The organism is Clostridium sp. ZS2-4 (assembly GCF_026719745.1).
Taxonomy (GTDB): Bacteria; Bacillota; Clostridia; order Clostridiales; family Clostridiaceae; genus Clostridium_H.
In genome coordinates this window covers 1-26,505 of the sequence record NZ_JAPPRQ010000009.1, presented here as the reverse complement: position 1 = coordinate 26,505, position 26,505 = coordinate 1, and the positions used below count along the sequence as shown (strand labels likewise).

General features: G+C 28.9%; 24 protein-coding genes and 1 riboswitch. Of the genes, 4 read left to right on the top strand and 20 right to left on the bottom strand.

Annotated elements, in window-relative coordinates:
• Positions 1 to 65: 65 nt before the first annotated feature.
• From OIO11_RS00695 to OIO11_RS00685, 3 genes are all read right to left on the bottom strand, one after another.
• Entirely contained in the window at positions 66 to 1,736 is a 1,671-nt protein-coding gene (locus OIO11_RS00695) for a methyl-accepting chemotaxis protein (RefSeq protein ID WP_268069406.1), read from the bottom strand.
• Between the two features lie 48 nt (positions 1,737 to 1,784).
• Complete coding sequence (gene ymfI, locus OIO11_RS00690) at positions 1,785 to 2,552, bottom strand: elongation factor P 5-aminopentanone reductase (protein WP_268069405.1); 768 nt, start codon at positions 2,550 to 2,552, stop codon at positions 1,785 to 1,787.
• A 269-nt stretch (positions 2,553 to 2,821) separates the two neighbouring features.
• A complete protein-coding gene (locus tag OIO11_RS00685) occupies positions 2,822 to 3,430 on the bottom strand; it encodes a DUF3793 family protein (protein WP_268069404.1) in 609 nt (202 codons plus the stop codon).
• A gap of 178 nt (positions 3,431 to 3,608) precedes the next feature.
• Here OIO11_RS00685 and OIO11_RS00680 point away from each other — a divergent pair, with 178 nt between their 5' ends.
• The gene (locus OIO11_RS00680) at positions 3,609 to 3,782 is read left to right on the top strand and encodes a DUF362 domain-containing protein (protein ID WP_268069403.1); all 174 of its coding nucleotides are present in this window, start codon (positions 3,609 to 3,611) and stop codon (positions 3,780 to 3,782) included.
• 235 nt (positions 3,783 to 4,017) lie between these two features.
• On the opposite strand, the gene OIO11_RS00675 is transcribed toward OIO11_RS00680, so the two are convergent.
• Entirely contained in the window at positions 4,018 to 4,188 is a 171-nt protein-coding gene (locus OIO11_RS00675) for a DUF362 domain-containing protein (RefSeq protein WP_268069402.1), read from the bottom strand.
• A gap of 494 nt (positions 4,189 to 4,682) precedes the next feature.
• Here OIO11_RS00675 and OIO11_RS00670 point away from each other — a divergent pair, with 494 nt between their 5' ends.
• Positions 4,683 to 4,928, top strand: coding sequence for a glutaredoxin domain-containing protein (locus OIO11_RS00670; protein WP_268069401.1), 246 nt, complete (start codon positions 4,683 to 4,685; stop codon positions 4,926 to 4,928).
• 27 nt (positions 4,929 to 4,955) lie between these two features.
• On the top strand, positions 4,956 to 5,492 hold the full coding sequence (locus OIO11_RS00665; RefSeq protein WP_268069400.1) for a peroxiredoxin: 537 nt from the start codon (positions 4,956 to 4,958) through the stop codon (positions 5,490 to 5,492).
• A 154-nt stretch (positions 5,493 to 5,646) separates the two neighbouring features.
• Here OIO11_RS00665 and OIO11_RS00660 read toward each other — a convergent pair whose 3' ends face one another.
• The 16 genes from OIO11_RS00660 to OIO11_RS00585 form a co-directional block, all read right to left on the bottom strand.
• Positions 5,647 to 7,848, bottom strand: coding sequence for a heavy metal translocating P-type ATPase (locus OIO11_RS00660; RefSeq protein WP_268069399.1), 2,202 nt, complete (start codon positions 7,846 to 7,848; stop codon positions 5,647 to 5,649).
• A 137-nt stretch (positions 7,849 to 7,985) separates the two neighbouring features.
• On the bottom strand, positions 7,986 to 8,357 hold the full coding sequence (locus OIO11_RS00655; protein ID WP_268069398.1) for an ArsR/SmtB family transcription factor: 372 nt from the start codon (positions 8,355 to 8,357) through the stop codon (positions 7,986 to 7,988).
• Positions 8,358 to 8,481: 124 nt separating this feature from the next.
• Positions 8,482 to 9,045, bottom strand: a complete 564-nt coding sequence (locus OIO11_RS00650) for a DJ-1 family glyoxalase III (protein WP_268069397.1) — start codon at positions 9,043 to 9,045, stop codon at positions 8,482 to 8,484.
• A 47-nt stretch (positions 9,046 to 9,092) separates the two neighbouring features.
• Positions 9,093 to 10,160, bottom strand: a complete 1,068-nt coding sequence (locus OIO11_RS00645; RefSeq protein WP_268069396.1) for an HD-GYP domain-containing protein — start codon at positions 10,158 to 10,160, stop codon at positions 9,093 to 9,095.
• Positions 10,161 to 10,502: 342 nt separating this feature from the next.
• Entirely contained in the window at positions 10,503 to 11,864 is a 1,362-nt protein-coding gene (locus OIO11_RS00640) for an ABC transporter permease (protein WP_268069395.1), read from the bottom strand.
• Positions 11,857 to 14,190 carry a COG1361 S-layer family protein gene (locus tag OIO11_RS00635; protein ID WP_268069394.1) on the bottom strand — a complete coding sequence of 778 codons (2,334 nt, stop codon included), beginning with the start codon at positions 14,188 to 14,190 and terminating at the stop codon, positions 11,857 to 11,859. The genes OIO11_RS00640 and OIO11_RS00635 overlap by 8 nt, the downstream gene beginning before the upstream one ends.
• 21 nt (positions 14,191 to 14,211) lie before the next feature.
• Positions 14,212 to 14,910 (bottom strand): ABC transporter ATP-binding protein, encoded by a 699-nt coding sequence (locus tag OIO11_RS00630; RefSeq protein WP_442781199.1) that lies wholly within the window; start codon positions 14,908 to 14,910, stop codon positions 14,212 to 14,214.
• Between the two features lie 412 nt (positions 14,911 to 15,322).
• Positions 15,323 to 16,693 (bottom strand): hypothetical protein, encoded by a 1,371-nt coding sequence (locus OIO11_RS00625; protein ID WP_268069393.1) that lies wholly within the window; start codon positions 16,691 to 16,693, stop codon positions 15,323 to 15,325.
• Positions 16,694 to 16,838: 145 nt separating this feature from the next.
• Complete coding sequence (gene trmB / locus OIO11_RS00620; protein WP_268069392.1) at positions 16,839 to 17,483, bottom strand: tRNA (guanosine(46)-N7)-methyltransferase TrmB; 645 nt, start codon at positions 17,481 to 17,483, stop codon at positions 16,839 to 16,841.
• A gap of 368 nt (positions 17,484 to 17,851) precedes the next feature.
• Positions 17,852 to 18,409, bottom strand: coding sequence for a bifunctional adenosylcobinamide kinase/adenosylcobinamide-phosphate guanylyltransferase (gene cobU / locus OIO11_RS00615; RefSeq protein WP_268069391.1), 558 nt, complete (start codon positions 18,407 to 18,409; stop codon positions 17,852 to 17,854).
• A 124-nt stretch (positions 18,410 to 18,533) separates the two neighbouring features.
• Positions 18,534 to 19,334, bottom strand: coding sequence for an ABC transporter ATP-binding protein (locus OIO11_RS00610; protein WP_268069390.1), 801 nt, complete (start codon positions 19,332 to 19,334; stop codon positions 18,534 to 18,536).
• A 4-nt stretch (positions 19,335 to 19,338) separates the two neighbouring features.
• Positions 19,339 to 20,391, bottom strand: a complete 1,053-nt coding sequence (locus OIO11_RS00605; RefSeq protein WP_268069389.1) for a FecCD family ABC transporter permease — start codon at positions 20,389 to 20,391, stop codon at positions 19,339 to 19,341.
• 26 nt (positions 20,392 to 20,417) lie between these two features.
• Positions 20,418 to 21,377 (bottom strand): ABC transporter substrate-binding protein, encoded by a 960-nt coding sequence (locus OIO11_RS00600; RefSeq protein ID WP_268069388.1) that lies wholly within the window; start codon positions 21,375 to 21,377, stop codon positions 20,418 to 20,420.
• A gap of 100 nt (positions 21,378 to 21,477) precedes the next feature.
• Positions 21,478 to 21,660, bottom strand: a riboswitch (cobalamin riboswitch).
• An 85-nt stretch (positions 21,661 to 21,745) separates the two neighbouring features.
• Positions 21,746 to 22,891 carry an ABC transporter permease gene (locus OIO11_RS00595; RefSeq protein ID WP_268069387.1) on the bottom strand — a complete coding sequence of 382 codons (1,146 nt, stop codon included), beginning with the start codon at positions 22,889 to 22,891 and terminating at the stop codon, positions 21,746 to 21,748.
• Positions 22,892 to 22,893: 2 nt separating this feature from the next.
• A complete protein-coding gene (locus tag OIO11_RS00590; protein ID WP_268069386.1) occupies positions 22,894 to 24,018 on the bottom strand; it encodes an ABC transporter permease in 1,125 nt (374 codons plus the stop codon).
• A 10-nt stretch (positions 24,019 to 24,028) separates the two neighbouring features.
• A complete protein-coding gene (locus tag OIO11_RS00585; RefSeq protein ID WP_268069385.1) occupies positions 24,029 to 24,964 on the bottom strand; it encodes an ABC transporter ATP-binding protein in 936 nt (311 codons plus the stop codon).
• A 235-nt stretch (positions 24,965 to 25,199) separates the two neighbouring features.
• Between OIO11_RS00585 and OIO11_RS00580 the strand changes: the two genes are divergently transcribed.
• Positions 25,200 to 26,396 carry a right-handed parallel beta-helix repeat-containing protein gene (locus tag OIO11_RS00580; RefSeq protein ID WP_268069384.1) on the top strand — a complete coding sequence of 399 codons (1,197 nt, stop codon included), beginning with the start codon at positions 25,200 to 25,202 and terminating at the stop codon, positions 26,394 to 26,396.
• The last annotated feature ends 109 nt before the right edge of the window (positions 26,397 to 26,505 follow it).

Below are 26,505 nucleotides of genomic sequence, written 5' to 3'. Positions count from 1 at the left end.
CTTATAAGAATAATTGTAGCTAATTTAATAATATATATTTTTACTCATTTTTATATTTTCTTATTTTATTTTCCTTCCTGTTCACTAAATTTTTCTATCTTAAATCTGCTAACTTTCTGTGCAAATTCATCTGCCATACTGGTTAACTCTTCTGCTGAAGCTGAAAGTTCTGCCACTGAAGCTGATTGAGATTCTACTGAAGCTGCAATTTCTTCAGTAGATGCTGCTGTTTCCTGCGAAACACAATTTATATTTTCTATTTTTTCAACAATTCTATTTTTTTCTTTAATTGACTTATCTACTGCCATATACACATTTTCTATATGTGGTAAAGTTTCTTCAACCTGATTAACTATATGTTTGAATGATTCTACTGTACTACCTACTGTTTGCATTTCTGTTTTCATCTTATTTGATACCAGTTCAGTAGTTTGAGAAACTTCTTTTGTATTAGCCATTATTGTTTGGACAAGTTCAGTAATACTCTTTGAAGATTCTAAAACCTGCTCAGCAAGCTTTCTTATTTCATCTGCAACTACTGAAAATCCTTTTCCTGCTTCTCCTGCTCTAGCTGCTTCAATAGCTGCATTTAAAGCTAAAAGATTAGTTTGTTCTGCAACTGCATTTATTACATCCATTACCTCTGTTATTTTACCTACATTATTATCTAAGAAAGCAATTTTTTCTGCTGAATTCTCAAAGGCTAACTTCATATCATCTATTACTGAAACAAGTGATTTAAGATCCTTTCCTCCTATATCCGCTGACTTTTTAATATTATTACTGTTCTTTGCAACCTTATCTATTCCATTATGTATTAAATCTAATTGTTTTGAAAAATTCTCTACATATTCAGCAGTATCACTAACACCAACTGCTTGTTCACTTGATGCATTGGCAACCTCTTCAGCACTTTTTGATACTTGTTCTCCTGAAGCTGCAATCTCTTCACATGAAGCAGAAAGATTCTGACAAACACTGTCCAGATTGCCTGCAGCAATCTGTATTCCGCCTATTAAATCTCTTAATGTATGCATTACATAATCTAAAGCCTTCATAAGGTTTCCAATTTCATCATCGGATTTAGCATGAAATTCTATAGTAAAATCTCCATCTGCTACTTTTTCCATTCTTCTTACAACTAAATTTAATGGTTTTACTATATTTCTTGCCAATATAATACCTATTGTCAATGATACTGCTAGTATTATAAAGGCTACAATTAGTACCCATTTTACATATTGTTTAAAAATTACATTCATTTCTTCTGTAGAAATTCCTACTGAAATTATTCCAACAACCTTATCTTCATCATAAAAAGGCATAGAAACATTATATACCCATTCTCCATCCGCTCTTTTATAATATCCACCTACTGTTTCACCATTCAATGCTCTATCAAACATCTCATCTTTTGCTCCAGTAGTTCCTATTTTCGAAGAATCACTGTGAGCTAACAATTTAGTATTCTCATCTGCAAAAGATATATATGCAATATCTTTACTGCTCTCATTTTGAATTTCACTAAATATTTTACTCATTGTACTTACATCTTCAACTTTTAATTTGCTTACAGTCTGTCTAGCAATTTTACCAATAGTTTGACCTGTTTTTTCCATTTGATCTGTTAGGCCTTTATTTGTCTCATATAGTGAAATTGACGTAAGTAATACTCCACATATAACTGTTACTAAAATAAAACCTGCTATTATTTTTTTCTTAAAAGAATTCAACATACTAAACTCCCCCTTTACCTAATCATATTCTTATTTTCAAAATTAACTTTATATATATCCTCCATCTACAGTTATGACTTGTGCAGTAACATATTTAGCATTGTCGCTTGCTAAATATGTAACAAGTTTTGCTATATCATCCCCTTCTCCAAATTTCATCATAGGTATTTCTTCTATTAAGCTGTGTCTTTCTTCTTTTGATAACCATTTATTCATCTCTGTATCTATAACTCCTGGTTGTACCGCATTAACCCTTATGCCTGATGCCGCAAGTTCCTTTCCAAGAGCTTTTGTAAAAGAATTAACTCCTCCTTTTGAAGCAGAATATAACACTTCACATGAAGCACCTACCCCACCCCAAATAGATGAAATATTAATTATATTACCATTTCTCTTATTAAGCATATATTTTGAAACATTATGACATGTATTAAAAATCCCCTTTAAATTAGTTCCTATAACATCATCAAAGTCTTCTTCTTGCATATCTATAAAAAGACCTATTTTAGATATTCCTGCATTATTTACAAGTATATCTATCTTTCCAAATTTGTTAATTATATCCTCTACCATATTCTTTACAAAATTATAGTCACTAATGTCTCCTTTTATAGCCACTGCATAACCACCTAAAGCCTTAATATCACATAGGGTTTCTTCAGCAGCATCATTATTACTTTTATAATTTATAACTACACTAGCTCCAAGCTTTGCAAATTCTACTGCTATGCTCTTTCCAATTCCTCTGCTGCCGCCAGTAATCAATACTACCTTTCCTTTGAAATCCACTATTTCACCTACTTTATAAATTTTCATTACAATTCTTTAGTATATCATTCCATTTTTTCATTGTCAATATAATCGAATACAGTGTTTTTGTTACATTTTCACCAATATATTGTATATCATTTTTTTATTAAATATATTACAAAATAGTTTCAAAAAAATTGAGCTGAAACATAGATGTATTCTACATGCTATTGTTGAAATTAAGTAATTTTTATCATGATGTATATTTATTGTACTCATAAACGTACTTATTAAAGTTTCACTCATCAACTCCATCCTAGCTTAATCATTTACTTTTAAATATTCATTATTATGCTAGGTTCAACTCCTTGTAATACAAGACTTGCAACTTTTTCTTTACACTGATCATATTCTTGAAAAATTTTCTTTGCATAGTCATTATTATGATAAACCTTCCAATATCCAAACATTAAACACTGCTTATCAGGATTTTTAATGAATTCAATAACGTCTTCCATCGGATATCCTAAAAATACTCCAATTTCATGGGGACATACTGTTTTATATCTTTTTTTCAACATTAGCAAACTCTCCTCTACAGACATCTGGGTACTATAACCTAGTTCCTTTAAAAACTTTACATATCTATATTCACTTAATATTTTACTTATATCTTCTTCATTATAGAAAAGTACTGCCGTACTGTTGTAAAATCTTTTCAATTCATAAACACTCATACTAATTTCTTTTTTCACATCTTTTTTATATTTTTCCCATAAATTATATAAATTTCTTTTTCCTTTTTCATGAAAAATTATAAGATATGATGCTTTTTGTTTTGCTATAGCAGGTGCTGTGTTATATGCTATAAACGATAACAAATAGTTTTTATCATCAAATTTATCTATTCTATGAAAGAAATTATTCATTAGTTCCTTATTCACTTATTATCTCTCCCTCATATTCCATTTATTGTACTTTTTTAGCCACTTATTGCGTGTATTATATTGTTTGCATTATGAAATTATATATTATATTTGTTTTAATTAAATAGGTATATAATATCTGTTAAAAGTACATTATATAAATGTGAAAATAAGTTTGAGTTGAGGAGGTTTTTTTATGGCTTTTATAATTAAAGATTCTTGTGTAAGCTGTGGAGCATGCGAACCCGAATGTCCTGTTAATGCTATTAGCCAAGGTGATCAATACTATGTTATAGATCCAAATACTTGTATAGATTGTGGTGCATGTGCGAATGTATGCCCTGTTGGTGCTCCTGTACCTGAAGAATAGAATTAAGACTTTCCCTATACAATTAATGAAAAATAGAGACGAACACAAATATAAATTTTTTTCATATTTGTGTTCGTCTCTATTAAAAATTAAATCTATGAATATAAAAAAGTTATAATGATAATTATTTTTATCATATACCTTGACATTAATAAATTCAATTAGTTAAATAATGAATTATTTATAGACAAAAAAAATGTAAGTTGCTTAAAGCAACTTACATTTTGACTTTTTATTATTCTTGAACTATAGCTCCTGTTGGGCAAGCATTAGCGCAAGCTCCACAATCTATGCAAGAACCTGCATCAATATTGAATTGATCATCTCCTTGACTTATAGCTCCTACTGGACATTCTGAAACACAAGCTCCACAGCTTACACATGCATCTGTAATTTTAAATGCCATAATAAACCCCTCCATTTTTTATATTTTTATGTATTTTGCCTTAAAGCAAACTTACCAAATATATATTACCATATTTATAATTATAAACAAAGGCTTATTTAATATTTTTTTGAAATAATTAATAACGTTTACCACGTAATAATTATAAATATTGTTTTTTTATTGATTTAATTCTATTATTTGTTTGTATATCACATAAATAACCACCTAATAATATTGTAATTTATAATAATAAATATAAATATTTTAAATAAATAAAAATTAAAGTATATATTGTACAATATACTAAAACTAACCATTTTCAAAATTCACAAAACTAAATTATTCGGCTTACATAGAAACTGATAAAAATATGCAAACTAGTATAGAGGGTGTATTTGCTATTATGTACTCCCAAAAATGTTCAGACAACTACCTACAACTGCATCACATGATACAATTGCAGCCCTTAAAGTCGAAGAATATATAATCAAAAATAAAAGGAGGACTAAAATATGATAAAAGTATATTCCACGCCAACATGTCCTTGGTCTCAAAAGGTTAAAGATTATTTAAAATCTAAAAATGCTCGTTTTGTTTATGTAAATGTGGCCTCAGATAGAGAGGAAAGAGAGAATATGATAGAACTCTCTGGTCAACAAAGTGTTCCTGTTATAGATATAAACGGAGAAGTAGTTATTGGATTTGATAAAGCTGCTATAAATAATGCTTTAGATAAAACTATGTCTTTAACTCGCTAATTCATAATTGAAATTGGAGGAAATACCATGGAAAGATTAGTTGGTAAACCTGCTCCTGCCTTTAAGATGAACGCAGTTACTGGAGATGGTTCAGATTTTATTAAAGTAAACTCCGAAGATTATCAAGATAAATGGCTTGTTCTATTCTTTTACCCTCTTGATTTTACTTTTGTATGTCCAACAGAAATTACTGGTTTCAGTAAAAAATATGAGAAATTCAAAGAACTTGGAGCAGAAATTCTAGGTGTAAGTTGTGACAGCCAATACTCTCACCAAGCTTGGATAAAACAGAGTAAAGACAATGGTGGTTTAGGCAAAATTAATTTTCCTCTTGCGTCAGATTTAACAAAATCTGTTTCTGAACAATATGGTGTATTGATAGAAGATGAGGGTATTTCTCTTAGAGGACTATTTATAATAGACCCAAAAGGAGTAATTAAATATTCTGTAACTCATGACTTAAATGTTGGAAGAAGTGTAGATGAAACCCTTCGTGTACTTAAGGCATTAAAAACCGGAGGATTATGCGCTATAAATTGGGAAGAAGGAGATCCTAATCTATAATTTAAAATTAAATACTTTAAAAAACTAAAATAAAAAACATAATTGTAAAGCTTATCTAACCTTACAATTATGTTTTTTACCTTATAACTATATATTTCTTAAATTTTTGTACAATAAAAGCATGTACTAACTCTCAACTTTCCACTTTCAATTATCAACTACACTTTAATATTCTCATAGAATTAAATACAGCTATTAATGCCACTCCTACATCCGCAAAAACAGCAAGCCACATTGAAGCAATTCCAAAAGCTGATAAAACTAGCACTAGCAATTTAACACTTAAAGTAAATACTATATTCTGCATAACTATTTTTTTAGTTTTTTCAGCTATTCTAATAACAGTTGCTAGCTTAGACGGCTCATCATTCATTATCACTATATCTGCTGCTTCTATGGCTGCATCTGAACCTACTGCCCCCATAGCTATTCCAATATCTGCTCTAGCTAATACTGGGGCATCATTTATTCCATCTCCAACAAAAACTAATTTTTCTTTATGGTTTTTGCCATTATATAACTCTTCTACCTTATCAACTTTTTCATGTGGTAATAGTTCAGAATAAACATAATCTATTTTAAGCTTCTCAGCAACAGCTTCTGCATTTTCTTTTCTATCACCTGTCAGCATAACTATTTTCTTAATTCCGCTCTTTTTTAGCAATCTAATTCCTGAAGCAGAATCCTTCTTAATCTGATCTTTTATTGCAATATATCCTGCATATTTATCATCTATCGCAGTGTGTACTACAGTTCCATTATTATTTACTTCATCACATTTTATCCCTAAAGCTTCTATAAAATTTTTATTTCCACTAGCTACTCTTATTCCATTTACAACTGCTTCAACTCCATTACCAGTAACTTCTTTGTAATTTTCTATATTAGCCTTATGCAATTCACCTTTATATTCCTCTGTTATAGACTTAGCTATTGGGTGATTCGAGAAACTTTCTACATAAGCTGTATATTTTAATAATTCTTCCTCGTTAATATTTCCTTTTGGCATTATATCTGTAACTTTGAAATTACCTTTCGTAAGAGTTCCTGTTTTGTCAAAAACTACTACTGATACATCCGTTAGTGCTTCTAAATAATTACCACCCTTAACTAAAATTCCTGCTTTTGATGATGCTCCAATTCCAGCAAAATATCCTAAAGGTACTGATATTACAAGAGCACATGGACAGGAAACAACTAAAAAGGTAGCTGCTCTGTATACCCAAGTTGAAAAATCCCAACCTTTTATGATTGGAGGTAATATAGCTATTGCCAACGCAGCAATTACCACTGCTGGAGTATAGTATTTTGCAAATTTAGTTACAAATTTTTCAGCTTTTGCTTTTTTTGCAGCAGCATTTTGTACTAAATCCAGAATCTTTGAAACTGCTGATTCTTTAAAACTTTTATCAACTTTTATAGTCAGTAAACCGCTTATATTTATAAAACCACTCAAAATACTCTCTCCTATTTTAACATCTCTTGGAATTGATTCTCCTGTAAGTGCTGAAGTATCTACTGCTGATTTTCCTTCTATTATTACTCCATCCAAAGGCACTTTTTCTCCAGGTTTTACAATAATAATATCACCAATATTAACTTTATCTGGAGATACCCTCTTAATATCATTTTCTATTTTCAAATTAGCATACTCTGGTCTTATATCCATTAAACTTGCTATAGATTTTCTAGATGAATTAACTGCACGCTCTTGGAAATACTCGCCTATCTCATATAAAAACATTACCATTACTGCCTCTGGATATTCTCCTACTGAAAAGGCGGCTATTGAAGCTGCACTCATTAAAAAGTTTTCATCAAAAACCTCTCCCCTTAAAATATTTCTAAAAGATAGTATTAAAATATCTCCTCCAATTATTAAATAACTGGCCAAATACATAAAAATACTGAAATTTTGTTTTTCAAAAAATTTAGCTAATATAAAAAATGTTATTCCAATCCCAAACTTTAACAACCTTTTTTTATTATTACCAATATCACCCACTGAATAACCCTGTTTATTACTCTCCGCATCAGTGTTCAGTTTTTTATTAACAGTAGCATGTCCATTGCCGCAGCATCCGCATTCACATTTTACTTCTGTTTCCTCACTTCTATGATTTAATATTTCTTTATCAATAACTTTTGTATGAGGTTCTAAATCTGTAACTATATTCATGGTTTTTTCTACAACTGTTAATATATCTTCCGTGTCAGCAGTTATAGTTAAAGTAGATGTTGCAAAATTTAAAACAGCATCTTTTACATCTTCCAATTTTTTAACTCTGTCTTCAATTTTAGCTGCACACCCTGCACAATGCAATCCGTCTAACAGCAATTCTTTTTTTATATCCATTTTCCCCCCCCTAGTTCTCTCCTCTTCTAAGCCTTATTTTTGCTTTCTATATTATCTTATTTTATCTTTTACCTATGTTTTTCCACTTACTTTTTTTTGGTTACTATTAATTACTCATAATTATCTTTTCTTTAAATCTAGTGCCCTATATGATCAAGTCCCTGTCTAAATACATTTTCCACATGCTCATCATCTAAAGAGTAATAAACTACTTTTCCTTCTTTTCTATATTTAACAAGTCTTGCATTTCTTAATACTCTAAGCTGATGAGATACTGCTGATTGACTCATATCAAGAAGCTTACTTATATCACATACGCACATTTCATTTACAGATAGAGCATATAAAATTTTTATCCTTGTAGAATCTCCTAAGACTTTAAAGAATTCAGCTAAAATAATGCTTGTCTCTTCTGATATCATATTTTCTTCTACTTTACCAATAATATCATTGTGTATTTCATTGCACTTGCAAAATTCTATTTCTGTTCCTTTATTATGTTTCTCCATAAAATCCTCCTTTAATTCATTATATGAATATATGTTCATATGTTCACTTCTATAATAACATTATCTATTCTTTTTTTCAATAAAAAAAGAATAGATTTTCTAACCTATTCTTTAAATAAAATATTTAGATTTTACCTTCTACAAATTCAAGCATAATTCCTTTTTTTAGCATGTCTGCTGTATCTTTACCTACAAGCCTTTCCACAAGCTTTAAAGCAAAATATACAGAAGTTGCAGGTCCTCTACTTGTAATAATATTACTATCCTCTACAACTACTTCTTCACAGTAAATTGCTTCTTTCAGTTCTCCTTCAAATCCAGGATATGAAGTAACTCTTCTACCTTTAACGATTTCAGCTTTTCCTAAAACAATAGGTGCTGCACAAATTGCTGCAATAAGCTTTCCTTCTTCATTAAATTCTTTAACCCAAGTTAAAATTTTATCACATTCCTTTAAATTTGTAGAACCTGGCATTCCCCCTGGTAATATAAGCCCCTCATATTCTATTATATCTAATTCATCAATTACCTTATCTGCCTCAATTATTATATTATGTGCTCCCTTAACTTGCTTTCCTTTTAAAGAGCATGTATCACAAGTAATATTGGCCCTTCTTAAAATGTCTACAACAGTAAGAGCTTCAATTTCTTCAAACCCTTCTGCTAAAAAAACTACAACTTTTTTCACCAAAATTCCTCCTTCTAAATTATAATTTTTTCTCCGATTATTATATATTAAATTATATCCTCTATAAATATATCATTTTTTTCTTTTAAATCTATAAAATTGGAATCCACTAATAAAAGTGGTTTAGATATATTATGCTCGTCTATACTAACTATTTTTCCCACATTACCATTGTTTAATTTCACCATTTCACCTATATAACAATTCATCATACCTTTTAGAAAAACTGACCAATAATTATAATCTAATTTTGCTAAGGCCTCTTCCTGCATTATTTCCAGAACTTCAAAAAGTGATTTTTTGGACTTATATGTTCTATTTGAAGTCATTGCATCAAATTCATCTGCTATAGCTATTATTTTACCATAAGGATGTATCTTATCATTTTTTAGTCTCAAGGGATACCCTGAACCATCACATCTTTCATGATGCATAAGAACTCCCATAGATACCACTTCGTCCATATATGGTATTTGTTTCACAATTTCATATCCAATAACTGTATGTTTCTTCACAACTCTAAATTCTTCTGTTGTTAACCTACCTTTCTTATTTAATATTGTACTGTCTATTCTTATTTTACCTATATCATGTAACATCCCTGCATAAGTTAGAAGAGTCAGTTCTGTATTAGAAAGCCCTATCCATTTACCTAGCATATGACTTAAAATTCCAACATTAATTGAATGTCTATATATATATTCATCAACCTCTCTATCATTTATAATACTCCTCATAGTAACTCCATAATCTTTAGACCCTTCTAACATATTTTGCTGTAAATTTCTTAATTCAGTTAGGCTGATCTTAGGATTTTGTTCAATTTTCCTGCAAATATCATCTAATTTTCTTGATAGTTCTCCAAAAACCGTTTCCTTTTCATTAAGTTTTTTTATGGATTTGTAAATAAATTCATTAATTCCTTTTTCTTCTTCATCATTTTCATAGATTGTTACCTGTAGTAAAAAATCTACTTCTTTTATCTTTTCTATATATTTACTTGTTAAAATAATATCTTTATCAAGTAATTTTATTCCATTTTTTTCTATTTCTCTTGCTAAAATCATTCCTGGCAATAATTCAGTTACATTTATTTCTTTTACATTTTTATCCATAATCTCCCTCCACAACGTCATCCGTATTTTTGTATAAAAGTAAATTTTATCAAAAACAATATAATTATAATACTCTATATTATAATTATATTGTTTTTAACATATTCCTTCTATATAATTTAAATGTTTTATCTATAAATAGTAACTTTTACTATTTTAATTCATTATTCTCTATTATTGATAATTTTCTCAAACTGATATCATTTATTTAAATATCTATATTATTATCGATATATTTTAAAGATTTTGAATAATTTTCCTAAATCTAATACACCAAAATAATCAGAGCATACCTTTAATGCTCTGATTATTTTTATATTCTTGTTTATATTTTTTAAATTATTACTCTGTCTTTATAGCCTCAAGAGCACTTAATTTCATTGCCTTTCTTGCCGGTAAATATCCTGATATTAAGCCTATAATTGTAGTAAATCCAAGAGCTCCAAGTGCTAACCATAATGGAATTACTGACAATGCTGTGCCTTCTGGTAATTGGCCTTGTCCTTGCATAAAACTTCTTCCGACTACATTTATTCCCTGTGATAAAAGGAAACTAACTATTAAACCAAATGTTCCTCCTAATAAACCTATCATAGTTGCTTCAAATAAAAATAATTTTTTTATATCTTTAAGAGAAGCTCCTATAACTTTCATAACACCAATCTCTTTTCTTCTCTCATAAATTGCCATAACCATTGTATTAGTAATTCCTATAGCTGCAACAAGCAATGATATAGCTCCAATACCCCCAAGTACCATTTGTATAATATTTGTTGTTTTTTCTATATAGCTTAACTGATCTGCTAAACTATACGCTTCATATCCCATATCTTTTATTTTTTGTTGAGCTTCTTTAACTTTATTTACATCCTTAATTTTAACCTTAGCGCTTTCATATCCTTTAATTTTCTTACTCCTAGAATCCACTTTTTTATCATACTCTTCTTTTAACTTTTTAAGTTCATCTATGGACATAAAAACAGAATAATCATATGAAAAATCTTCTTTTAATACACCTACACCTTTAATTTTATGGGGAGGTATAACTTTCTTTTGTTTTGTTTGTTCATCAGCTTGTTCTTCCATCTGTTCAGCCAATGTTTTTTTTATTCCATAATCAGGATCAAAAGATAAAAGCATTTTATCTTTTAATACTTTTACTTTTGGTTTCATTTCTTTGCCATCTTCAGGATAATAATCATAATTTTCAGAAGCACCCTCTTTTACAAATCCAAGAGCTGCTTTATTTCCAAAAACTAAATTCAGCTTATCTCCACCCCTTAAAAGCCTACCTTCTTCTATTTCATAACCAAGTTTATCCATATATTCAGGTTTAACTCCCAAAATATTAACTTGAGCTGAATATCTTCCAGATATTAATTTAGCATTAACATTCATAATAGGACAGATTAACTCTACATCTCTTATTTTTTTTATTTTATCAAAGTCTGCTTTCTTTAATAAGTTTCTATGTTCTCCTCTAGACATCATACCGCTTCTATATTGTGGTCTTACATCTATTACACTTATATTTCCCCATTGCATTACCTGTTTTCTTGAAAATTCCTTTAAACCTACTCCCAAAGATACCGTTACAACAATAGATACAGTACCAATTATTATACCCAATGTAGTAAGAAACGTTCTAAGTTTTCTTCTAAATAGGTTTTTTAACCCCATTCGTATTAGGTCTATACTATTCATCTATAGTCAAACCTTTCTTTATTTTTCTCTTTCTTATTACTATTCCTGCAACTACAGCTGCAACTATTACACCAATTATAATACCAGTCTTCTTAGCACCTAAAGGTTTTTTTACATTTTCTGGTGCAATTTGTTCTGGATTTTCTGGAAGCATAGGTGCATCTGAAGCATTTAATAATATCTCTTTTCTTATTTCTCTATGCTCTCCATCAGCCTCATCATAAGAAAAGACTATTGTACCTTTAACTTCTCCTGCTGCCTTTGGAGTTATATCTACTTCATATGTATCACTTTTTCCATTTTCAAAATTTCCTACAAAATATTCTCCATTTTTAATATCAAAATTTCCTTCTGCTTTAACCATAAAATTATTCATTGTAGTTTTTCCAGTATTGTAGAATTGTACAGAAATAGTCGCTGGCTCTCCAACATATAATTCTGGTGGAAGCTGTATTTCACTTATACCCAGATTTGAAGGTTGAGTTACAGGAATCCCTATAATTTCTTTAGCCGTAAGCTTATTTCCTTCTGCATCTTCATATTCTATATTTGCTATAAGACTATAAGTTTTTGCCTTTGCATCTGGAAGTACATTCATAGTTAATTGTTTAACTTCATCTGCTTTAGATGCAATTTCATCTATATAAAAAGTATTACTGCTATTTACTGGTGTAAACACATTCCCTGATGCACTATCTTTTTCATCTACAGTAAGATATATTTTAACATTCTTAACTGATTTTGAAATATGTGTATTTAAAAAACTTATATTTATGTTAAAGTTAGTTCCTGCTGTTACAATTTCTGGATCCGTTTCATATCTATTTATTATAATTTTAGGTTCACTCTTAGTTGCTGCATCACTTTGTACATAAACACTAGTATATTGTTTAATTATTTTATCTCCATATTTAACTTCAATAGGAATTAAATAATTTTCACTTTTATCTCCCTTAACAGCTGCAAGTTGAAAAGTTAAACTACGTTTTTCTCCTGATTTTAAACTTTTAATCAATTGTAAACTTTGAGATTTATTTATAATTTTTTCTTTCCCATCAATAGAAACTGTAATATCTTCTCCTTCAGCATTACTTATATTTTCAACATCTAAAGATACTGAAAAAGCTTCATTTGGAACTACAACCTCACTTGAAAGCTTAACATTATCCACTGACAAGCTTACATTTTTTTCTTTATTTACTCTAACAAAGAATTGCTGTTCCTCTGTTCTTACCTCATTTTCTTCACTAGTATATTGAAGTTTTATACTTATTGGATAGTTTCCATCTTCCATTTTGGGATCTGCATATATATTAAATTTTACATCTTTTTGCTTCCCATTTGCATATATAGTATTTAGCTTTACATTATTAATATTACCTTTTAAAGTTAATCCTGATTTATCAAGTCCTACTAGTGAAGCATTAATATTCTTAGCATTTTGAGCACCTTTATTAGTTACGTCAAAAGATAAGACACCTGTTTTTCCTGCTTGTATAACTTGAGGACTTGTCTTAACATTACTAAGTACCAAATTAGGCTTAGATAATCCTCTGCCTACTCTTATATAAATAACTTCTTCCGTATTAAAAGCATTATCATAAAGATTTTCATAGCTATATTTTAAAGTAATAGGATAATTTTTAGGAGCAGCTGAAGATTTTATTTTAAAAGTATAACTTAATTCTGCCGTTTTACCAACTGGAAGTTCTTTTATTGCTTTTAGTAAAGTTATATCCCTTGTTTCAAATACATCACTATCTATTACTGGAGTTACTTCTATTTTTTTTGCCTGATAAGAACCATTGTTTTTTATTTTTAATTTTAAAGTCAAATTTTGTCCTGCTATTCCTGAAGGCATAGTAGCTTTTTCTACATTTAATCTAGGCTTATAACCACTTGTATCAGTTGATGATGTTTTACTTCCGTCATCATCTGGATAAGCTTCATTAATACTTATAGTTTTAGTACATACCGTAGTATCATTACTCTTTATTTCTATATAAATTTTTTCATCATTTCCCCCATTATACTTAATATCATCTATTTTTACAGTTGCTGACTCATTAGCTTTTATATTTTGTACCTTTTGATAATGATCTCCAAAAGAACTCGAGTTAATGTCTACTGTTAGATTTTGCATATCACTTGAAGTATTATTTTTCAATGTAAGTGTTAAATAAAATTTATCTCCATCGTATATATGATTTTGAGACACTTCATAATTTTCAATAGTTATTTTCTGTGTATCAGCCGCTTGAGCAGTACCACTGACTATAAATACCATCATTGTAATTCCTAAAAATAAGCTCATTATCCTTTTCATATGTATTTATCCCTTCTTCTTTTAAATTTTTGCTTTATTCATTTCAACTTTTTCTATGTTTCCATCTCTTACATAAATAACTCTATCTGCATAAACTGCTGTTTCTTGATCATGCGTTACTATAATTAAGGTTTGATTATATTCTCTGCACATGTTAACCATTAATTCCATAATTTCAAAAGTAGTTTTAGTATCTAAGTTTCCTGTTGGTTCATCCGCAAAAACTATTTCAGGTTTAGCTACAAAAGCTCTAGCAATACTTACTCTTTGCTGCTGACCACCACTCATTTGTGAAGGTCTATGATGAAGTCTATCTCCCAATCCAACTGCCTTTAACATCTGTGCAGCTTGCTTGTCCCTTTTTTCCCTATGCATTCCTGCAAATACAAGAGGCATAGAAACGTTTTCCAATGCAGTTAAATTTGGAAGTAAATTATATGACTGAAAAACAAAGCCTACATTTTTTTGTCTAAAGTTTGTAACCTGCTTCTCATTCATTTTTTCAATATGTTTATTCTTAATTACAATGCTGCCTTTAGTTGGCTTCTCAAGACCAGCTATCATATTTAATAATGTAGATTTTCCTGAACCAGATGTTCCTAGCATACAACAAACTTCGCCTTTTTGGATTTCTAAACTTATTTCATCTAAAGCAACTACCTTTTCATTTCCCATCCTGTATATTTTTCTAAGATTTTCAATCTGAATTATAGGCTCCAAAGTTCTCCCCCTTTACTTTTATTTATTAGTACATATTGTATATCAGTGAATGTATGATTTTGCCATTTTCATTAATTCTATTTCCATACCATTATATAGTTTTATACTTAATTTCTTCTTAATGAATTCTTAAATTTATATTAAATTCTAATAACTTCATAGAACACTACTTAGTAGCTAATATCTTATTATAAAAAAAGTAGTAAAAGAAATTTACAAAAATTATCTTAAACTTCTTTTACTACTCTTTATTAGAATATTATATTTACAATATACTAATCATATATTTTATTAAAATATATATATCCTTTAACCCTCATCTATCACTTACAAATTCCACAAATGTGTTATACGAATTTATTAATTATAATTTACTTTATCATATTACTAACAATTTTAATATCTTTTTACTCTACAATAATATTACTGCAAAAATTATTGTTGCTGTAATGCCTAATAGAACAGGAATAAGATTTTTTCTTACAATTTCAAAAGGCTCAATGTCACAAACCGCTGCAATGGGAACAACACTCCATGGTATGATTGTTCCTCCTCCAATCCATATTGTAACTATCTGCCCCAAAGCCGCTATACCTTCTTTGCTAACCCCTATTGAACTGCTAAATACCTGTGCTAAAGTACCAACTAATGGCAGACCTGAGAAACCCGAACCTCCTACACCTAGCATGGCACTAATTCCAGTTTGCATTAATATAACAGAGATTTTTGACAGTGGAACCTTGCTTGAAATATACATTCCTATTTCTGTTAAGAATCCCTCAGTTTCTACTTGAAATACCATGCTGGCTGTTTCTTTACTTCCAAGAAAGAAAAATGCTCCTATAATAATTATAGGGGCAAATACCTTCATTCCAAAGATAAACCCTTCTATAATATATCCAGTAATTTTTCCTAATGCATTTTTAAAATTATATTCAATTATTACTGCAGCAGACATAATGATTACTGATGTTCCTCCAATAAGAGCAGTGGCATTTCCGCCCTTTAACTTATATATATACATCAACAATATATCAAAGAAAAATGCTACTGGAGTTATACCAGCAACTATTTTTGTACCAAAGTTTGGTTCAATATTTTTAATACCCTCTTCAGGAACCTTTATATTTTCTCTGTAATTTTTTTCAATATCCTTTTTCATAAATCCATATGCAACTGCTATAGTAACTATGCTCATAGCTGCCCAAAGTGGAACACTTGCCTTGATTATTTGAAAAGGGTCATCTATTCCTGCCGTTTTAGAAGTTATAGAAGGTGCCGCTTGTATAAAATAATCACTAGATAAAGCTGCTCCATTGCCAAACAAATCTAAAGCTACTGCCGCCCAAATTGCTGGAAGACCTGCACTTATTGCTGCTGGCACCATTATAGCTCCAATAAAAGCTACAGCTGGTGTTGGCCATATAAACCAAGAGATAATTATCATGGTACCTCCTAAGACAAAAAAGGAAGTACTGCTGTTTACCATAAGCTTCTTAATTGGCTTTATCATAAGTTCATCAGCACCCATATCTTTCAAAACTTTAGACATGGCATTAACAAGAGAAATAATAATAATTATTTCTATAAATTCTCTTCCTGATACAACAATAGCATTAAATATAATTTGAACAGTCTTTAACAAACTTCCCGAAAATACATACCCTATTATTCCAATAGCAGCTATACACGGAAGTACAACATCTTTTTTAAGTAACATTATTAATAGAATAATAAAAATCATAGTTATATATATATAATGAATTAATCCTAACTCAACCATAGTCATCCTCCTATGTCAATTTCGATAAAATTTAATTATATGCTTTTATTATTCTATTAAAGATAAATATTTATTTAATAAAATTACTCATTTGTTTTAAAAATAAACAAAATAAAAAAGGCACAGATAAAATCTATACCTTTTACTATTTAAGCTTAGCAATTAAGAACTTGCTCTTTATTCCTTTTTCTTTAAATTTACTTTCATATTCTGTCATAATATTTTCTTCTGCATATTCACTATTATGCAAATCATATGTTTTATAAAGAATTTCAAATCCACTTTCCTCAAAATATTCAAAAGATTCTTCAAATAATTCTAAATCATCTGTTTTGAAGTGAATTTCTGTACCTTTCTTTATAAACTTCTTATATTCTGTTAAAAATCTTGTGTGAGTAAGTCTTCTTTTTTTATGTCTATCCTTTGGCCATGGATTGCAAAAATTTATATATATTCTGCTTATTTCATTTTCATCAAAAATTTCTGCAATACCCCCTATATTCATAGCTATAATTCTAACATTTGTAACTTCAGCCTCATTTATATTTTTAAGGGTCATAACTAAAATTTCATCTTTAAGATCTATAGCCACTATATTTTTATCAGGATATTTTAGAGCTGTTTTAGCTGTAAAACCACCTCTACCGCATCCTAATTCCAAATATATATCATTGTTATTTTTAAATTCTTCATTCCATCTTCCTTTTAGTTCTTTTGCCTCATCCAGTGATTTAAATACAGGACTAGCTTCTAGCTCTGGCCTTGCCCACCACTTCTTTCTAAGTCTCATCTATTTTCCTCCCTAAAGTTTTTCTTATATTTCAAATTTATCTCATTACCAACAATTCTAATATTGCTTGGATTTGTTCAACTAAAATTCCTATTACATTATACTTTAATTGTCATAACCACACAACAAATAATATTTTCTAGTAACCAGTGCACAGTAGCCAGTAACCAGTAGAGGAAGTTTTGCTAAGGCAAAACCTAAACTTAAATAAAAGAAAGAGCAAGAACATAGAGAATTTCTATATCCTTGCTCTTTTTTATGTTTATTTTTACTGAATTTAAAATTTTTAATCTTCTTTTTTCTGGCTACTGGTTACTGGTCACTGGCTACTGAAAAGTGCTTCGCACTTTTCTTATATACCGATATTTCTATTTCAACTTTAATGGAAGTCCACATGCCAATAAATAAACTTCATCACTTAATGAAGCAATATACTGATTTATCCATCCAGCAATATCTCTAAAAATTCTACTTACTTTATACTCTGGCACTAAGCCCCATCCGACTTCATTGGTAACCATAATAATATTTTTATCATTTTCTCTTGCTTTTAAAATAATTTTTTTTACTTCTTCTTTTATATCCTTTGAAATCTCATCTACTTCTTCCATGGTAATACTATCAAAATCCTCATACCTATCAAACATCAGATTAGTAACTAATATGGTTATGCAGTCTAAAAGTACATGCTTTTTATCTGTTTTCTCTACTACTTTATCTAATTCTTTAAACCCCTCATATGTAGACCATTTACTATTCCTTCTATTTTTATGTTTCTCTATTCTATCTTCCATTTCTTTATCTAATGGCTTTGCAGTAGCTATGTATAGAACATCATCTTCTTCCATCAAAAGCTTTTCTGCATAACTACTCTTACCACTTCTGCAAGCACCAGTAATTAAAATAACTTTACTCATTTTTTTCATTTCTCCCTTGTTATCAAAACCACGCTTTTATTTATAGTCTCTGTTTTAAATGAATATAAACACGTTACAATAAAACTTTTCTTTAGCAGCTTAAATATCTATTTTAGTTTGTTGAATTTATTTTCTATTTATTAAAATAAGTACTTACAGGAATTATGTGTGGACTTCCTGTTAAAGGATCTTCTATCATATTAACCTTTATTTTATAAACCTTCTCAATAATTTCTTTAGTTAAAACTTCTCTTGGAGAACCCTTCTGTATAATTTCTCCTTTATCCATTAATATTAGGTAATCACTATATCTAGCAGCTAAGTTTAAATCATGAAGAACAGCTATAACCGTAATATCTTCCTTTAAAAACTTTATTGTATCTAATAGTTCAATTTGATGCTGAATATCTAAATTTGATATAGGTTCATCTAAAATAATTATATCCGTATCTTGTGTAAGAGCTCTTGCTACTATAACTCGCTGCCGTTCTCCTCCACTTAATTCTTTTATATTTTTTTCTCTAAGCTGCCATACATTTGTCATCTTCATAGCTTTCTCAGCAATTTGAATATCTTCTTCCTGTTCAGATTGAAATCTTCTCATGTAAGGGGTTCTTCCCATTAAAACAATATCCATAACTGAAAAATCAAAATCTATTATTGTATTCTGAGGTACATAAGATATGTTTTGGGCTAACTTTTTATTTTTAATGGTTGTTACATCTAATTCATTGATATATATACATTCTTTTTTAGGAAAAAGTATTTTCGATATGTTTTTCAAAAGAGTTGTTTTACCTGATCCATTAGGTCCAATAACAGTATAAAATTTATTTCTTTCAATTTCCAAATTTATATTTTTAAGAACCTTTCTATCTCCGTAATTCCAAGCTAAGTCCTTTATTATTATTGGAAAGGAATCTTTTTTCTTCATAAATTCAATTCACCTGCTTTTTCTTTTTTAAAAGAAGATATATAAAATAAGGAGCACCAAATAATGATGTTATAGCTCCTACTGGTATTTCCATTGGTGGCACTAAACTACGTGCTAAAGTATCACACAGTATCATAAATATCGCTCCACACACCGCAGAAAAAGGCAATAAATTTCTATGATCTGATCCTACAATAATTCTCAATATGTGAGGAATAATCAATCCTACAAAGCCAATTATACCACTTACTGCCACGCATGCTGCTATGATTAATGAAGAAACTATTAAAATAATTTTCTTAACATTCTCTACTTCTATTCCAAGTGTTAAAGCTGTTTCATCTCCAGTAAGTATTAAATTTAAATCTCTAGAGAATGTATAAATAATTGTTCCTCCTATGAAAATAAATGGAATTATAACTAAAACATGTATAAAGCTTGCTTCTGAAACACTCCCCATAGTCCAAAATATTATTTTCTCAATCTGCTCCCGGTTAAATATCATCATAAGATATACCAAGGATGAAAATAAAAAGCTTATTGCAACTCCTGCTAAAAGCAGTATATTTACTGGTACTTTCCCTCCTACACTTGCTATATTATATACAATAAAAGTAGTAGCAATAGCACCTATAAATGCAAATATAGTTATTGTCCCTATTCCCTTAAAAATAAATTCAGCTCCCGTAATTATTGCAATAGTTGCTCCCAGAGATGCTCCAGAGGATATTCCTAAAATATAAGGATCTGCCATAGGATTTTTAAAAATAGCTTGAAAGGCTGTTCCAACTATTGCAAGTCCTGCCCCTACCAAGGCTGAAAGCATAATACGTGGAAGTCTTATGTTTAATATAATCAATCTATGGGTACTTGAAATATTACTTTGTGAAATTAATTTATTAACAAAAGGAACCCTGGATAAAATTATATTCACTGTTTGAGAAAAAGTTATATTAGCTATTCCCATTGCACTTGAAGCTATTATTAAAATAACCAAAAATACAATAGTTAAAATAAATTTTATTCTATACCTTTCTCTCTTTTTCATAAACATCATAAGGGTTCCTCTCTTTCTTTTATTTCCTATTTAAAAGCTTCTGGATGAATTACTTTAGCTAATTCTTCAAAACCATCTGCAAGTCTAGGTCCTTGTCTATTAATTAGGTTATCATCTATTTCATATAGTTTACCATTTTTTACAGCATCCAAATCTTTATATCCATTAGTATTTTCTATGCCTTCTTTAGTATCAAAGCGATTTGAACATACAATCATATCAGGATTTTTTTCTATAAGTTTTTCAATACTGTATTTCCAACCTTCAACATCATATGCTACATTTTTGCCTCCAGCCATTTCTATCATCTGGCTTATAAAGGTTCCTTTTCCAGCAGTATAATCTCCGCCTTTTCCATAGCCTACTACATAATAAACACTTGGTTTATTCTTCGCTTCTATCTTATTTTTAACCTCTTCAACTTTTTTCTTCATATTTGATACAATTTCTGCTGCTTTATCTTGTGCATTTAAAACTGTTCCTACTTTTTCTATTGTTTCATATGCTCCATCAAAGCTTTCTTCTCCATAAAGAACAACAACCTTCATGCCTAGTTCTTCAAATTTTTTTAATATTTTCTCATTAAAATGAGTTGAAGCAATTATTAAATCAGGTTTTAACTCAGTAATTTTTTCAATATTAGGCTTTGTTAGAGTTCCAATGGATTGCACCTTCTTAACTTCTTCTGGATAATCACAATACTCAGTTCTACCTATTAATTTCTCTCCTTTTTCTAAGGCAAAAACAGTTTCTGTAATGTTAGGTGCTATAGATATTACCCTTTTAGGCTCCTTGTCTATAGTCACTTCTCTACCATATGAGTCCTTAATCGTTAAAGGATATTTTGTTTCTCCTTTTATTTCTTTTGATTGTTCAGCATCATTTTTAACTGTACCTTTTTTACTTTTGCTAGAACAAGCTGTTACTGTAAAAAGCATTACCATTAATACTAATAATATTGATAGAATTTTTTTTCTTTTTAACATATACATCCTCCTTTTTCTTTTGTAAAAAACAAAAAACATTACAAAGATAGTCCTAGTAATGTTTTTATAACCTAGTTAACTGCCTATCCGCGTAAGCTATAACCTTCAAAATTTACAGGCAGGTCTCCTGGCTTAGAATCATCACATATTAGCACCTTCCCTGTTACCAAGTGGCTACAAGCTAATATATTCCTCATCACAGTGGCGGGACCGCATAAGCTTCACACTTATTTCCCTTTTAAATCTAATTATACAATCAGATACCTGTAAATTGTTTATTCTATTTTTAACATTAGCCTAAAGTATATCATCTTACTTTTAAATTATCAATGTTATATTGGCAACTCTTTTTTATTCTTTCTCTTCTTTTAAATAAAGCTTCCTGTTTTATCCGTATTCTTCATTTTAAAAGCTGCTACTAAAAATAAAACTACTGTAAAACCTATTAATATAAACATATTCATATATACACCTGTAATTCCTGCACCACTTTGAAGCTTTTCAATAGCTTCTATTGCCCATTTTTGTGGAATAAAATTAGCTATCTTTTGGAGCTTTTCTGGCATAACCTGTATTGGCCAAAAACATCCTCCCAACATACATGTTGGAATAATTATCAAGGTTGATAAATTTCCTGCTTCTGCTGTGGATTTAGAGAATGCCACAACAATCATACCTATTCCTATTGACACAGCTCCAACTAATAATAGAACTAAAAATAACTGATAAGCTGGCATATGCATATTTATTTTTAGTATTACCTTCATTGCAAATATAGCAAGTAAACTTTGAACTATTATAATTATAAAATTTACAAGTACATTTCCTATCACATATATTCTAGAATTTACTGGTGTAGAACATATTCTTTGATATGTTCTTTCTCTTTTTTCTTTTAATATGATATTAGAAGTAGAAGTCGCTCCAATAAGTATAAACATTATTAGAAATCCCATACCTGATTGAGTTAACTGTTTATTTAACCTTTTATCTTCAACCTTTTCACTTTTCAGTTTTAAAGCTTGATTTTTATATCCTTTATACATATCATTAAATTTATCTTTATTCCCTTCAGATGCTTTTGATATGTCTAAAAGATTTTGTATATACAAATTTGTATAATTTTCAATCCAAGCTGTAACTTCCTTTCCCTGAATTGAAACTATTTTTATATTTTCCAATTTATCATTGTATATATCCTCACTAAAATCTTCTGGAATAATCATAGCCAAACTAACTTCTTTATTTACTACTTTTTCATTTATGCTTTCTTCACTTATAGTGATATTTTGAAATTTACCTGTATCCTCCAAGTACTTTAACATATCTACTGAAAAAATACTATTATCCTTATCTATTACTCCAATTTTTATCTTACTGCTTCCGTTACCATTCATCACTCCCATAACAAGTAGTAGTGCAACTATAGGAATTATTAAATAAGTCAATATATTTGATTTTTTTCTAAAAGTAATCTTTAAAGTATTGAGAGCAAGTATTATCACATTTTTCATTTCTAAGCCTCCTCCCTTCTAAAAAGCATTGACGCTATTATCAAAAATATTACTGCTGCGGTAAAATTAATTGCTATAGTAGGAATTACTTTTTCATAATTATCTCTAAAAACAATATTTAATATGGAACTATTAATCCATCTTACTGGTGAAAAATTAGATATAATATTAAGTATTTCACTATTAAATTCTTCTAGTGGTACATATCCTCCCCCTAAAAATACCATTATAGGAATCATGAAGTTTAATATGCTATTCATAGCTGCTTCTGTTTTTGTTAAAAAAGCTACTCCTATTCCCATTGATACTGCCATTATAATCTCAGAACCTATTACTAATAACAACATTCCAATATTATTGCCCCAATTTACCCCAATTACATATTTACTAAAAATAATAACTATTGAAATTTGAAATATTGTAACAACTAATGCACCTAAAGTTTTACCTATAAAAATCTCTTTCTTCGTAACAGGTGCTGCTAATATCCTTGCTTCTGTTTTTCTGTTTTTTTCACCAATCATTCCATAAGCACCAGTAAATGCTGAATACAATATAATTAAGGTAGTCATAGTAACTCCATAACAATCTATGGCTCTAGGCTCTTTTTTCTCATTCAAAGATTGTACTATTATATATTTTTTATCACTACCTTTTACCACTTTTTCAAGAAATCTGGTTTTTTTCTCCTTTATCTCATTTATTACATTGTATCTCTGTACAAAAGTATTTAATATACCTTCAACAAAACTAGCACCTAAATAATATCTATTATTTTTATATATTTTTATATCTTTATTATTTTCATTAATTAACAGATAACAGGAGTAATTAGAGTTTTGAACATTGTTTTTGGCACTTTCAATATTTTTTGTTTCTTTAAAGCTAACATTATAATCCTTCAACTCTTTCTGCAACCCTTTAAAAGCTTCTCCTATATTTCCTTCTCCCTGTACAGTATATAAAACTTTAATTTTACCTAATTTAATATCATTACTCATACTCTTTGAAAAAGCTGTCCCTAAAATGACCATTAGAATTATAGGAAATAATATCATTATGGCTAATTTTCTTTTATTTCTAAAATTCTGCTTCACTTCTTTAGTGATTATATTTAATATTTTCATATCATCACCTCTAATCTCTTAATTTTCTTCCTGTTAAAGTTAAAAATACAGTTTCTAAATCTGGTCTTTGTGTTTCTATATTTCTTATTTCAATATTATTACTTGTAAAATAAAGTATTATCTTATCTAGATTACTAACTTCTCTATAGCTATTAATCTTTATTTTATTACCACTTACTTTAACCTCTATAACACCATTTACATTCTTTATATCTTCTTCTTTTATCTCTGCACTTGCATCTACAGTTATTTCTATAGTATTTTTATCTGTTACTATAGCTTTTAGCTCTTCCTTAGTTCCTTCTGCAATAACCTTGCCATGATCAATTATGCCTATTCTTGTACAAATAGCTTCAACCTCTTCCATATAGTGCGTTGTATAAATTATTGTACATCCCATAGAATTTAACTTTTTAACTGATTGAAGTATATGATTTCTAGACTGAGGATCTATTCCAACTGTAGGCTCATCCATAATTATAAGCTTTGGTCTATGCGCTATAGCACAAGCTATATTAAGCCTTCTTTTCATTCCACCTGAAAAATCCTTTGGTAATTCCTTTGCTTTATCAGAAAGCCCAACAAATTCTAAGGCTTCCATAGTCCTTTTTTTCAATTCTTCTCCCCTTAATCCATAAAGGCTTGCAAAAAACTTTACATTTTCAAAAGAGGTTAACTCCTCATATATAGCAATATCCTGAGGCACTACCCCTATATTCTTTTTAGTAAAATAAGCTTCCTTTTTAATATCTCTGTCTAAAATTTTAACTGTGCCTTTACCCATTGATAAAAGTCCACACATTATATTGATAATAGTACTCTTACCAGCTCCATTAGGTCCAAGCAATCCATATATTTCTTTGTCTTCTATGTTTAAATTTATATTATCTACAGCAGTTAAATCTCCAAATTTTTTAGTTAGATTTTCAATTTGAACTAACTTCATTTTTTTCACTCCTTTTATTATTTTATCTATTATTCTAGAATATTTTTTTATGTTTTTATTATATAAAAATAAGACTTTCTCTTTTAGTAGAGAAAGTCATTTATTGCATATGACAAAAGTCATGTTTTACATGAAATAAATATGTTTCCAATTTATCTCATATTCATTATTGATATTTATTATTATTGATGTATACTTTAATTAGATTATTTTATCAAGAAAGGAGTAAATTAATTTGAATGTAAAAAATTTTAAAAAAATATTCATTGTACTTTTTTGCTTTATTGTATTTTCACTTCCAAGTTCAGTAAGTGCTATTGAAATGAATATACCCCAAAATATCCAGTGGAATATATGGGATTCTAAGGATAATGTACCTATTGATAAAGTATGGAAAATAAATTTTAATGAACCTCTTGATATCAATACTATTAAAGAAAAAAACATCTGCATTACAGATGAAGATGAAAATGTTTTACCCATGTTCTATACTCAAAATTTAGGTAAGGATATGAGTATTTATATTGTACCAGTAAAAAATTATGAATATGGTAAAAACTATACTTTATGGGTTAAAGATTTAAAATCTAAAAACGGACAAGTATTATCTAAAAATATCAAGATGAAATTTACTATTGAACAAGGTAATACAAAACAAGAAGTAGTTGAAGTTAAAAATTCAAAGGAATTATTGGAAAATGTAGGCCCTAATAGAACTTTAATATTAAAGTCAGGTGACTATAATCTGTTAGAACCAAAGGTAATGGATAATAAATATATACATTATGAAGAAGTTTTTGATGGACATCAATTAGTAATAAAAAATGTCAATAATTTAACTATAAAAGGAGAAGATGAATCTAAAGTTAATCTTTTAATTGATCCAAGATATGCAAATGTGCTTACCTTTAGAGATTGTAACAATGTTAATATTTCTAATATTATTGCTGGACATTATCCTGATAAAGGTGAATGTACAGGAGGGGTTTTTGTATTTAATAATAGTAAAAATATTAGTATTGATAATTCTGTATTATTTGGATGTGGAACTGAAGGTGTAAATCTTGATAATGTAGAAAATTTTACTTTTGATAATTCTACAATTAAAGATTGTTCATATGGAATTATGACATTAATGAACTGTAAAAACATTAAATTTACTAATTCAAAATTTCACGATAATCGTCAATTTGATTTAATAACTATTTCAAATGGTAAATATGTAGAATTCAACAAATGTGAAATCTATAATAATAAAACTGGAGAGTTTGATTATTACTTATTTAATGTTGATATATATTCAAATGTTACCGTTAATAATTGTAACATACATGATAATAAAGTAAATTATTTTGTTGATAATAAGCAAAATATAACCTTTACCAATGTTAAATACAATAATAACAACTTTGATAATTGTAGAGTAGGTTGAAGGAAATTTTATTTCCTTCTTCCCCTCATCAAACCGTGCATGCGGTTTTCCCGCACACGGCTTTCCGATATTCTTCTTTCTAAGGCATTATAACCTTTAAAGAGAAAGT